A 13248-nucleotide genomic window follows, 5' to 3' on the forward strand; every position below is an offset into this window, starting at 1 on the left:
GAGCATGATCCCGCCCCTTTATATCAATTGATGGGGTGAGAGCATGCGCCGCAAGGGAGTCAACTACTCGAAATACGGCTATATTTTCAGTATTCCTTTTATACTAGCGTTTCTTATTTTCTCTTTGTATCCTACGCTTTACACCGCCTTTATCGGCTTCACGGATATGAAAGGGGTTATACCCAAACCGGTTCATATTCTGGATAATCCGTTTCAGAACTTTAAAGATCTGATCCTCGAGAACGTATCGTTCAGACAATCTCTTGTGAACACGTTTGTACTTTGGATTGCCAACTTCATCCCGCAGATCGGCCTTGCGCTCTTCCTTACGGCGTGGTTCACCAATAAACGCCTCAATATCAAGGGACAAGGCGCATTTAAGGTTCTGCTCTACATGCCGAATATTATCACGGCGAGTACAATCGCCGTGCTTTTCAGCACCTTGTTCGCTTATCCGATGGGGCCAGTGAACAGCCTGCTCCAAGCGCTCGGCTGGATCGACGCTCCCATTCAATTCCTGCAGGATAAGAACACGGCGAGGGGCATTGTTTCGTTTATTCAATTCTGGATGTGGTACGGCAACACCATGATCATTCTGATCGCGGGGGTTATGGGAATCAATCCGGCACTCTTTGAGGCTGCGGCTATTGATGGGGCAAGCGGAACCCAAACCTTCTTCCGGGTTACGCTGCCAAGTCTTCGAACGATCCTGCTGTATTCGCTTGTTACCTCCATGATCGGCGGTCTGCAGATGTTCGATATCCCGCAGCTGTTTATTACTCCGGCGGGCGGTCCGGACAATGCCACCTTAACGACCTCGGTATTTATATACGGGCAAGCGTTCAAGGGAAGCTACATGTATAACAAGGCTGCCGCAGCAAGCATGATCATGTTCCTCATTGCGGCTGTGCTGTCTGCGCTCTTGTTCTATCTGATGCGCGATCGCGGCGAGGCGAAGCTTAGAAAGCAAATGAAGCTGCAAGAGAAAGCTGCAAAAGCAGCGGCAAAGGGGGTGTGAGGGATGGCGAAAATAGAAAGTACGGCATCGGTATCCCGAGGCATTAACAAGACGATCATTTATGTCGTCTGCATCGGCCTTGCGCTGCTTAGCATCCTTCCATTCTGGGTGATGTTCGTCAATGCTACTCGTTCTACGGCGGAAATTCAAAGCGGTCTGTCGCTGCTGCCGTCGTCCCATTTGAAGACCAACTGGGACGTGCTGACCAGTAAGAGCTTTGATCCGTTAAAAGGGTTCCTGAATTCCTTCATCATCTCCGCAACATCGACGGTCTGCGCGGTATATTTCTCGTCATTAACCGCATACGGGCTTGTCGTGTACAACTGGAAATGGCGCCAGACCTTCTTCACGTTTATCCTGTGCGTCATGATGATTCCGGCGCAGGCCAGCGCCATCGGCTTCTACCAGTTCATGTATCAGCTGCATTGGACGAACAGCTTCCTGCCGCTGATCCTGCCTGCCATTGCAGCCCCGGCGATTGTGTTCTTCATGCGCCAGTATCTGCTGGCAACGCTGTCGCTGGAGATTGTGGAGGCAGCGCGGATTGACGGCTCCGGCGAATTTGCGACCTTCAACAAAATCATTATCCCGATCATGATGCCGGCCGTGGCGACTCAAGCCATCTTCGCCTTTGTGGCAAGCTGGAACAACCTGTTTATGCCGCTGATCCTGCTCACGGACAAATCGAAGTATACGCTGCCGATTATGGTCAGCTTGCTTAAGGGCGATATCTACAAGACGGAGTTTGGCTCGATCTATATGGGCCTAGCCCTGACGGCCTTGCCTTTGTTCGTCATTTACTTCCTGTTATCCCGCTATATTATTGCAGGCGTAGCACTTGGCGGCGTGAAGGAATAGCATTGTTAAGCCGGTTAAATACCTAGCCAAATAACAAGAGCCTGATTAGCGCATCTGCTGATCAGGCTCTTGTTATTTGGCTATCAAGAATTTGGGAAAACAAATATATACCACCTAGACGGCTGCTGATGATAAAATACGTTAATTGAACTTGAATAGAAAGGTGGTTCTAAGCGATGACGCATGAACCGCAATTGCAGACAGACAGCCGCTTGAATCCATATGCTTCCGTTGATCTGCAGCAAAAGCTGTATAAACGGTCGCTCCTGATCGTTGTTCTGTCCCAAATCTTCGGGGGCGCGGGGCTTGCGGCGGGGGTAACCGTCGGGGCGCTTCTTGCGCAGGATATGCTGGGGTCGGAAAGCCTTGCCGGCCTTCCTTCGGCTTTGTTCACCCTTGGTTCAGCTGCAGCCGCCATGCTGGTAGGTCGTATTTCGCAGCAATACGGGCGCAGGCTTGGTCTATCGGCGGGATTTTTTGCGGGGGGAATAGGGGCGCTTGGCGTTATACTGGCTGCCGTAAATAACAGCATATGGCTCTTGTTTATTTCGTTCGTCGTTTATGGAGCGGGAACGGCAACAAACCTGCAGGCCCGATATGCGGGCACGGATTTGGCAAGGCCGGATCAGCGGGCCAAATCGATTAGCATCGCGATGGTCTCAACGACTTTAGGAGCCGTTGCGGGCCCCAATCTGGTGGATGTAACGGGGAATTTTGCCTCTTCCGTTGGGGTGCCCGCCCTGGCAGGGCCGTTTATGCTGGGTGCCGCGGCTTTTATTCTGGCAGGCCTGGTCTTCTTTATTTTCCTGCGTCCCGACCCCTTTATCGTGGCCAAAGCGATTCACAGCGACCAAGCCGCCATGCAGAGCAAGCCCGCGGATGCTGTTAAGAAGGCTCAAAAGGGCAGTAACAAAGGTCTAATCGTTGGAGCGAGCGTTATGATTCTGACTCAGATCGTCATGGTTGCCATTATGACGATGACGCCCATTCATATGAAGCATCATGGGCGTAGCCTTAGCGATGTAGGCTTAGTCATTGGCATTCATATCGGATTCATGTATTTGCCTTCGCTTATTACGGGAATTCTAGCCGATAAAATCGGCCGGACGGCGATATCCATCGCGTCAGGCGTTGTTCTGCTCTCCGCGGGCCTCGTGGCAGCGGCGGCTCCTGCCGATTCGATGCTGGTGCTGATTATTGCCCTGTCGCTGCTTGGACTTGGCTGGAATTTTGGTTTAATTAGCGGCACGGCCATTATTGTAGATTCCGCAGATCCGGTTACCCGCGCCAAGACGCAAGGAACCGTGGATGTGCTGGTTGCCCTATCCGGTGCTTCAGGCGGAGTGCTGTCCGGCATGATCGTGTCCCATTCCAGCTATGCCGCGCTGTCGCTTGCGGGCGGAGCGCTGGCCTTGCTGCTTGTGCCGGTCGTGATCTGGTCCAGAAAAAAATAATAGATCCAATGGGTGACAAAAAGCAGCATTTCCGTTTTGCGGAAATGCTGCTTTTTTGTTGTGTCGGAACGAGAATTAGTGCAAAAGAACTATGTATTAATCATTTTTTAACGAAATTATTACAAAATGTATAATTATCTTTCCCGATTTTTTTCGAAATGCTATTCAACTTATAGTTAAAAAGTACGATACTATATAATAGTCTATGTCGAAATTTGGCAGCATTATGAGTGTTCGAATATTTTTTTCAGAAATTATTCCATTCATTATCCGGAAAAGGGGGTTTATTACGCTTCGATATTTGATATATGCAGCCAAATAGACAATTAAATCATACTAGGAGCGTTTACAGATGTTGTTGATCAGACGGTTGTCCTTTTTCACAAAGATGTTGCTGCTAGCCTTTATTAACATTATTTTGATTGGCACGATTCTAATCTCTTCCAGTTATATGACTCAAAAAACCATCCTGATAGAACAGCTGCGCGGTCAGATCATTGCGATTACGCAGGAGTGGGCAAAAGAAATCGATCCGGCTGTCGTTGCGCAGGCAATAGAGCAAAAGAGCTACCAAGGATCGGCACAGGCGAAGCTGCAGGTGCAATTAGATGAAATTCACAGATATAACCCAAATATCGCTCAAGCGTACCTGTTTGGCACGGAGCTTGAGGATGGGAATAAAACCTCGCTTGTCGCCATGCCTACGAGTCTCGTAGAAGCATTCTCGCCCGAGAACATAAATATCGGCGATATGTACGAGCAGCCGGCGGCGATGGCAAATGCGGTTGCCAAAATGCTGAAGACCGGAAAGCCGACATTTACAAGCTTCTATTCCGACAGCTTTGGCACCTGGACGTCGGTTCTTTATCCGGTTGTTAATGAGCAAGGCGAGACGCTTGCCTTCTTCGCTGCCGACGTGGATGCCAGCGCTGTTCCGGAGGGGCTTCATAAGCTTCTCGTGAACGGCATTACCATTATGGTTATTTTTATGCTGATCATCTTCCTCATCCAATTCTTTGTATCCCGCCGCACGATGAGACCTATTAAGGACCTGGTGCGCGGTATTGAAGTAGTCAGCACCGGCAACCTGAATGTAGAACTGAAGACAGGTCCGGATGACCTTGGAACGGTGAACAAGAAATTCAATCAGATGGTCAGCCAGATTAACGATATGATGCTGCAAGTTCAGCATACCTCGCATGCCGTTACGAACTCCGCCAAGAACCTGCATGAAGTGTCGGAGCTGAACAGCAAGAATACGAACCAGATCACGGCAAGCGTGCAGGAAATCTCGGGGGGCATCGTGGAGCAGAAGCAGGCAACCATGGATACGGCGAGAGCCATGTCCGAGCTTGCCGTCGTTATTCAGACCATCGCGGAAAACTCTTCGAGGGTTGCGCATGAGGCCTACGACATGGAGCAAAAATCCATTGAAGGCAATGCGGCCGTTAAGCAGGTCATGACGCAAATGGAGCAGATTCAGAGCGTTGTGAGCAAATCGACAAGCGCGATTAAACTGCTGGACAGCCGTTCGCAGGAAATCGAGAATATCGTCTCGATCATTATGAACATCTCCGGTCAGACCAACTTGCTGGCATTAAATGCGGCGATCGAAGCTGCGCGGGTAGGCGAGCATGGCAAAGGCTTTGCCGTCGTGGCCGGCGAGGTCAGGAAGCTGGCGGAGCAGTCCGACCAATCCGCTAATCAAATCTCCGAGCTCGTGAAGGAAATTCAGGACGTGATCGGGATTGCTGTGCAGGCACTGGAGCAGGGCACTTACGAGGTTATTGACGGCTTGAAGATTACGAACACAACGGAGCAGCTGTTGAACGAAATTTTGCAGGCTACCCAAAACGTAACGATGCAAATTCAAGAGGTGTCGAGCTCCACGGAGGAGCTGTCGGCAGGTACCGAGGAGCTTACGGCAACGTCCGAAAGCCTGTCGGCGGCGGTAAGCGTTACGGCTGTAAACAGCGCCAAAATATCCGATTCTGTCGAAGAGCAGAAGGAAAGCATGTCCGCAATCGTGGGATCTTCAACGGAGCTTACGGCTCTGTCGGAGAAACTTCAGCAGCTGCTTAACCAATTCCAGGTTAAAGGTTAAGGCCGACACTGTTCAATCCCCGCATCGGACCCGGTGCGGGGGCATTTTACTGCACGGAGGAGTATAGAGATATGACGGAGATTAATCCATACCACAATTTAACGGAAAATTTACCGCTATTTATCCCGCTTGATTCATCACGTCACGGCCGCACGTATTCCTACTTAACAGTAGAAGCAGGCTTGGAGGATCGCTTAAACGCAAAGCTGCAAGCCTTGAACGGCAATGCGGAGGAAATGCTGGCAGCTGCCTATATGGCGCTGCTGTACCGGTTGTCCGGGGAAACCGACATTATGGCGGAGTGGATGACAACGGGCGGAAAGGCCGTACCTCTTCTTCTAAGCTTCGAACAGAAGCAGACCTTCGCGAGTCTGAAAAAAACGATTAGCGAGCAAGCGGCTGCCGGGGCTGTCACGGCGCCGGAGCTTCAGTTCGATACTCGGTTCTCATGCGGTCAGCCGGTTAGCACGGTGCAAGAGCTGCTGAACTGGCAGGTGCTTCATGAGGAGGACCGCTGGATGCTGCGCGTGGACTATGACAGCTCGGTGCTTCATGAAGGCACGATCCGCAGGTATATGTTGTACTATTATGCGCTGCTGGAGACAGCTCTCGCGGATGCGGGCAGCCTGATTGCCTCCGTCGATATTCTGACCGAGGCTGACCGAGCGGTCTATGATCTCATGAACGATACGGCGTTTCCTTACGATACAACCAAGACGATTCATGGCATGTTCGAGCAGGCCGCGGCCGCTTATCCGGATCGGATCGCGCTCTCTTCGGTTCACGGCCGGCTTACGTACCGGGAATTAAACGAGTTAGCCAACAGTACGGCCCGGATGCTGTTAAACCGCGGGCTTCAGAAGGGCGAGTTTGTAACCATCTTTATGGAGCGGAGCCTGGAGCTTATCGTCAGCCTGCTTGGCATCCTCAAGGCGGGCGGCGTGTACGTACCGGTTGATCCCGAGCATCCGGAAGACCGCAACCGCTATATTTTATCGGACACGGCATCCGCCTATATATTGACCAAGACAGCTTATGAAGCGCAGGCAGCTCTGCTGTGCGAAGGAGTGTCTACGGTCAAGGAAATCATCGCGATGGACTCCGGAATGACGGAGGTTTATGAAGGCGTCTGTAATGTCGAGATTGGGATTACTCCCCAGGATCTTGCCTATATCATATATACTTCAGGCTCCACGGGAAGGCCGAAGGGCGCGCTGATCGCACATGAAGGCGTCGTTAACCTGGGCGAGACGGTCCGTACGGATTGCCAGATCGGTCCCGAGGACGTACTCACTCAATTCGCAACGTACAGCTTTGACGCTTCCGTATGGGATACGGTCGGAGCCTTGTTTTACGGTGCGCATTTGTACCTGCTGTCTCCCGATGAACGGGTATCCGTTGAGGAATTCGCAAGCGCCATTGAGAGAACGGGCACGACGATTATTACGATCCTGCCAACGGTATTCTTTAATCAGCTGTCCGCTTATCTCTCGGAAGAGGGCTATCGCAAGCTGTCGGGGGTCAAGCTTATCACGGTAGCGGGCGAAGCGTTATACGGCGAGCAGGTTCGGGCATTCCAGCGCAAATTCCAGGATGCCATCGACATTGTTAATGTCTACGGGCCAACCGAATGCACGGTTTGCACAACAACGTTTACGGTAAAAGGCTTTATCCCGGATGACCTCACGAACGTTCCTATCGGCAAGCCGATTCACAATTACAAGGTTTACATCGTTAACGAGGAGAACCAGCTCTGCCCGGTGAACGTGCATGGCGAGGTGTATATTTCTACGGTAGGTCTCGCGAAGGGGTATTTGAACCAGCCGGAGAAAACGGCCGAAGCCTTTATCGAGAATCCGTTTGGCGAAGGGAAAATCTACAAATCCGGCGATATCGCGAAGCTGCTGCCGGATGGGACGGTCGAATACGTAGGCCGGCGCGACTCTCAAATCAAGATCCGCGGTCACCGCATTGAAATAGGGGAAATCGAAGACAGCTTTGCGAAAATTCCGGACGTGCAAGACGTTGCGGTTATATGCAAGAAGGATACGGACGGTCAAAATATGCTGGTCGGTTATTTCACGACGAAAGACGGGGGACAGCTTCCGTCTGCGGTTATTAAGCGAATGCTGGGGACGAAGCTGCCGTCTTATTTTGTTCCGAAATGGATTGTGCAGCTGAATGTAATCCCCACTTCGCCAACGGGCAAAATCGATCGCAAAGGCCTGCAGCGCTACAATCATATGGAGACGGCAGTTGCCGATGAAGGCTTCGTCATGCCGGCGACGGATATTGAGCGGAATGTCGCGGCAGCTTGGCAGGAGGCGCTTAGGCTGGAGCAAGTCGGGAGGTACGATGATTTCTTCTCGATTGGCGGCGATTCGCTGGCGATTATTCATGTTCTCGTGCTCCTGAAGCCGGAATATCCGGAGCTGAAGATCAATGACTTCTTCCAATGCCGGACGGTGGAGGCTTTATCCGCCAGGATCGAGCAGCTGCAGGCAGAACAGCCTCAGGCGGAGGAGCGCTCCGCGAAGCTATCCGGGCCGGCCGTTCCGCTGAATGAAGAGCCGCCGATCCCGTTGCTCGGAGGGGCGCAGGACGAAAGCCGCGGTAAGCCTAATGCCATCTTTTTGACGGGGGCCACCGGCTATCTAGGCGCATATCTGCTGTATGAGCTGCTTGAACAAAGCGCGGCGACGGTATATTGTCTGGTGCGGCCGGGCATTGACTCCGGATTGGTCCGGATTCAGGCTCATATGGAGTACTTCTTTGGCTCATCGGTTAAGGAGCTTGTCAAGGACCGGGTAATCGCGGTAGAGGGCGACTTGGAGCAAGAGAATTTGGGCATCGTGCCCGAGGTGAGACAGAAGCTTCTGGGGACGCTTGACGCGATTATTCACAGCGCGGCGGACGTCAGGCATTTCGGCGAGGAAGAACAGTTCGCGAAGACGAACATTGCGGGCACGCTTGCTCTTATCGATCTTGCCAAGGCATGCGTGAAGCCAGCCAGGTTCCACCATGTTTCTACGCTGGGCATTCCGGAGGATTTGGCGTTAAGCGGGCAGTGGGAAGAGGTTGTGCGCGAGCAGGCGCTGCGTCCTGACCTCAAGGTGGAGAATCTGTATACGAACAGCAAGATGGAAGCGGAGAAAGCGCTGATGTCCGCGGCAGGCGAAGGGCTGCAAGTCAACATTTACCGGGCAGGCAACTTGTCCAGTCATTCAGGAAGCGGTTTGTTCCAGCGGAATATCGACAGCAACTCATTTTACCGCATGCTGAAGGCGATGCTGCTGCTCGGCAAGGCGCCAAAGGTGCAGTGGGAGGTTGATTTCACTCCCATTGATTACGCGGGCAAAGCAATTGCTTCGCTTGCGCTGCAGCCGGATCGCGCGGGACGCCTGTATCATATTTGCAATCCGCAGACTCTTACTTATGCCAAATGGATTGATCTGATCCGCAGCTATGGCTACCAGGTGGACTTGCTGGAGCCGGAAGCTTATACGGCCTGGCTGTTTGACGCATCGATTCCCAAAAACGCGGAAGGCGTCAAGCTGGCGATCGCCCAGCTAGAAGGGGATGGCGCGAAGGATTCCGGTTACCGTTACGGATGCGAATCCACTTATGCGGCCTTGCAGGCGATTGGCGTAACATGCGCTGCGCCAGACCATCGCTTTATGGGGAATATGATGGATCATGCCGTTAAAATCGGTTACTTCCCGAAAGCGTTGGTGACTGTTTAATCGAAATAGCAGCTCGAAAAATAGAAGGGGCAGTCCCGTCGTTAATTCATGACGACGGGGCTGCCCCTTATTTGTAACGGCTCAGGATGGTTGCCTCCACACCTGAGCTGCTGCTAGGAAAGAGGCGGTTGTTCCGGGAATTACGACAATGTATAGCTTAGCAGTGAACCGTTTGACGCTGGAAGGCGGTTCGCGGTTGAATCATTGGCAATGAATCCGACTCGAATCGTGCTGCCTGCGCTAAGGCCAAGTGAAGACAGCGGAATCGCAAGCTCGATGACGGTATCATTGCGGACGAATTGGGCTGCGCTAATCGTGGAGGCGAGGCTCCAGGTCCAGCCGTTGTTGGTTCCGCTGTAGGCGAACAGGTTTTGATTTTCGAGCATGGTATCTACTCCGCTTGTTGCCCAGTTCGCCGGATTATAGCCGGTGGAGGTGTTATTGTCCGTGTTCAGGTAGAACTGGCTTTTGGCGTTAAGGCCGCTGCCTTGAATAAGCAGATACAGATTGGCGCCGTCGTTCTTCGCCTTCAGAGCGGTAATCGTTCCGCCGGCGCTGCTGTTTAATGCCGATACCGAGCCCCAATCATTTGCGCTGCCGTCGATCGTAATCGTAGTTGAGGCTTGCGGAGTGGCGCTGACGGACGTTGATTTGGCAGATTCGTTGCCGCTCGTATCCACCGCGCTGATCTGGAACGAATAGGAGGTTCCGTTGGTCAGTCCCGTTGCCGTGTAGGACATTCCGGTTATTGGCGTTGCATTTACCTTTGTTGTTCCCCGGTACAGGTTATAGCCCTGAAGGTCGGATTCGGTGTTGGCCGACCAGGACAGGGTAACCTGAGTGCTGCCTGCCGCTGCCGCAAGTCCGGCGGGTACGGCGGGAGCGGTCGTATCCGGGGTAGTTCCGCCTCCTCCTGTTCCGCTGCCCAAGGTATAACTAGGCAATATGCCGCCGCTTCCCGGCAGCCGGTTCACCGTGGAGTCGTTGCTGATATAACCCGCGCGAATGGTGCTGCCGCTCGAAAGGTTAAGGATGGAGAGCGGGATCGACAGCTCAACGACGTTGTTGTTCCGCTGGAATTCGGAGGTGCTCAGCGTACGGACGGATGTCCAGGACCAGCCGGCCGCCGTATTGCGGTAGACGAGATTGTTCTCGATCATGTATTCGGCGCCGCTCTCCGCTCCGGATGCCGTCCAGCCTGCCGCATTATAGCCGGTCAACCGGTTGTTGTCCGTATCGAGGAACAGCTGGCCTTTCACGTTCAGGTTATTGCCTTGGACGAGCAGATAGAGCTGGGTTGTTGTATTCGCTGCCTTTAAGGACTGAACATCGGATGTGCCCGTAGCAAGCGAGTTGATGCCGCTCCAGTCGGAGGCCGATCCGTCGATAGTAATGACCGTTCCGGATGTGCTTGTTGGAGTAACGGATACGGAAGAGCTTAACGGCGACTCCAGACCCGCGCTGTTCACGGCGGAAACTTGGAAGCTGTAAGACGTTCCGTTCGTTAATCCGGTATTGGTGTAAGAAGTGGCGTTAATTAAGGAGCCGTTCACTTTCGCGCCGTTCCTGTAAATGTTATAACCCGACAGATTAGGTCCCGCGTTAGCTGTCCAGCTCAGAACAGCCTGCCCGTTACCGGCCGCGGCCGTTAGTCCGGTTGGAGCAGACGGTGCAGCCGGGGCTGCAGGAGTAACGGATACCGCCGTGCTTAAAGGCGATTGAACGCCGTTTGTATTGACGGCAGCAACCTGGAAGCTGTAGCTGGTGCCGTTCGTCAGTCCCGTTGCCGTATAGGAAGGGCTGGCGACCAGCGAACTGTTAATCTTTGTTCCGCCCCGGTAAACGTTATAGCCCGCGAGATTGGATTCCGAGTTTGGACTCCAGCTCAGAGCGGCCTGCCCGTTGCCCGGCGATGCGGATAGACCTGTCGGAGTGCCGGGTACGGCGGGAGATCCCGGTACGGTGAATTTGACCGATGATCCGCCGAAGTTGGCCGTCCGGAACCACATCCATATTTCTTGGCCGGCCATCGCGCCGCTGAAGAGATAATCCGCGTCAAACATCAGCTCGACCGAATTGCCGGACTGCTTCGCAAGCACCGGCCAGCCGTTGTTGCCGACGGTAGTTGTGGGAAACTTGAACACATCCGCTTGCCCGCTCACGTGGGGAGCGAGATAGACCTTGTTCATGTTCTCGAAATAGATCCGCGAGTCGGGTGTGATTGGCCAAGCTACACCCTGCCAGCCCGCTGTCCCCTTCTTGTCATAATCGAAGTAGAGCATCTCGCCTTGCATATTTAACGCCGATAACGAGTCAATCTTCATCGCGAACTTGTCTCCGGCAAACTTGGCGTATACCTTCGTAATGCCTTTGGCATTGCCGCCGGCCGGGTCGCTGTAGACCGGCGTCTCGTTCGTCCAGTCGTTAAACTGGCCGTCAATGTTGAAGCCGCCGTGCAGATCGGTCGGATGCGTGCCTGCCAGGGAGGAGGAGGGATGGCCGCTCGCATCCAGCCAGTTTCTCGCATCATGGTACATGTTGGCGAAATGGGTGGCGCCGCTGACATCGTAACCCATATAGCCGCTGTTACTGACAATCTCGTTCATCCATTTGTTCGTGCCGGTGGAGGGAATGGTGAAGTCGCAAATGATGATGTTGAAGCCGTCTGGCTGATTCGCCTGGGCGTTCATGTAGTCTTTCCAGAAGCCTCCGAAGTTGTCGCGGCTGCGGTAGGTAGGGGAGGCGGAATTCGTGTTCCAGTTATCCGCGAAAGCCGGGTTCTCGTCATAGAACTTGGAGCCTGACGTGATGTAGGGGTTGAAATACCAGGATTCCGTCAGGAAAATATTAATCGCATGCCGGTAGCGCTCGGCGAATTGGGAGGTTCCTTCATCCGGGTTGAAATACCAGTAGCCCCGGTTAGCGGCTACGATTTTGGTAGGATCCACCGCTTTGACGGCCTCAACCAGCTCGACCATTCCTTTGGCCGTAAAGCCAAAATTGCCGCGTGGTCCCCATGAGGTGGTAGGGCCGGCGCCGCCAATGGGATCCGGCGTATCAACCGTGTCGAGGAATACGCCGTCGTACCCGGCATCATGCTCCAGCTTGTCGGTCATGAAGGTAATGAGCTTTTTCCACGTGGGATCCCCGCCGTTAATATAACCTCCGCCATAAGTTTTGTTCTTGTCCGGGATGCCGTCTCCGGATTTCCAATACCCTCCGTACATATAGCGGGTATCGTTCACCCAGGTCCCTTGCTGATCCAAATACCAGGGCATCAGGCCATTATTTCCCCAGCTGAGCAGATTGCCGGTAGAGGAATAGTCGCTTGCGATGGAGATGCCGTTATAGCTGCTGTAGCCGGAATTATAAGTGCCGTCGGGCGCGGCGCCTCCCTCAACGTTTATGTAAGTGCCCGAGCTGTTGTAGTTCCAAGGGTTGGGGCCATGCAGCGGGCCGCTTGGACCGCTGTAGTCGGCCGGAAGCAGGCCGACGTCCTTGCCGTTCTGAATGGTCATGTCGCCGGTAAAGCCGGTAAATACGCTGGAGGTGGCTAGCTCCCCGACCGACATATAGGCAAGCACGATAACATCGTCGGCGGTGCCGAGGATTCCGTCTGCGCCTCGTTTCACTTCGTTGACTTGATTGGGGGTAAAGGTCTCGAAATAGAATTGATTTTTTGCCACGTTAATGATGCGGATCGTTGGCTCCAGGATAACAAGATCGTACGTCTTCAGGGAGTCAAGCTGAGTCTGGGTGGCGGTGTTGGTGCCGTACCAGATCATTACCCGGCTGTATTGGCTAAGTCCGGGCACTTTGCCGTAGAGCGGATCCTTGCCAATGGCAGCATGGGCCGATGGGGTCAAGCCGGGGGCTTTGAATGTCGGAAACAGCAGAAGCAGAACAAGGGATGCGGTGAGCATTCGGCGAGCCAAACGATAAATGGCTGTAGGCAAAATTGTCACTCCTCTTTTTCTTGAAATAGAAAACCTGCTTCAATACATTTGAAAATTCCGAAAATTCACCCCCTAAATCTATTGAAATATTTGGCGCAAAAATAACGAAAAAACG

The 13248-nt window shown here is 53.1% G+C and carries 6 protein-coding genes; 5 read left to right on the forward strand and 1 reads right to left on the reverse strand.

Annotated features, from left to right (window positions below; genetic code table 11):
- Nucleotides 1-43 precede the first annotated feature (43 nt).
- The 5 genes from M3194_RS27670 to M3194_RS27690 all read left to right on the forward strand — a co-directional run bounded on the left by M3194_RS27670 (nt 44) and on the right by M3194_RS27690 (nt 9177).
- Nucleotides 44-1018 (forward strand): carbohydrate ABC transporter permease, encoded by a 975-nt coding sequence (locus M3194_RS27670; RefSeq protein ID WP_251657353.1) that lies wholly within the window; start codon nt 44-46, stop codon nt 1016-1018.
- A 3-nt stretch (nt 1019-1021) separates the two neighbouring features.
- Nucleotides 1022-1876: a carbohydrate ABC transporter permease gene (locus M3194_RS27675; protein WP_251657354.1), complete on the forward strand. Its 855-nt coding sequence runs from the start codon at nt 1022-1024 to the stop codon at nt 1874-1876.
- A gap of 176 nt (nt 1877-2052) precedes the next feature.
- On the forward strand, nt 2053-3330 hold the full coding sequence (locus M3194_RS27680; RefSeq protein ID WP_251657355.1) for an MFS transporter: 1278 nt from the start codon (nt 2053-2055) through the stop codon (nt 3328-3330).
- A 352-nt stretch (nt 3331-3682) separates the two neighbouring features.
- Nucleotides 3683-5434, forward strand: coding sequence for a methyl-accepting chemotaxis protein (locus M3194_RS27685; protein ID WP_251657356.1), 1752 nt, complete (start codon nt 3683-3685; stop codon nt 5432-5434).
- A gap of 71 nt (nt 5435-5505) precedes the next feature.
- Nucleotides 5506-9177, forward strand: a complete 3672-nt coding sequence (locus tag M3194_RS27690; RefSeq protein WP_251657357.1) for a non-ribosomal peptide synthetase family protein — start codon at nt 5506-5508, stop codon at nt 9175-9177.
- A gap of 140 nt (nt 9178-9317) precedes the next feature.
- On the opposite strand, the gene M3194_RS27695 is transcribed toward M3194_RS27690, so the two are convergent.
- On the reverse strand, nt 9318-13133 hold the full coding sequence (locus tag M3194_RS27695) for a fibronectin type III domain-containing protein (RefSeq protein ID WP_251657358.1): 3816 nt from the start codon (nt 13131-13133) through the stop codon (nt 9318-9320).
- Between the last annotated feature and the right edge of the window lie 115 nt (nt 13134-13248).

The organism is Paenibacillus glycanilyticus (assembly GCF_023715145.1).
Classification (GTDB): domain Bacteria; phylum Bacillota; class Bacilli; order Paenibacillales; family Paenibacillaceae; genus Pristimantibacillus; species Pristimantibacillus glycanilyticus_A.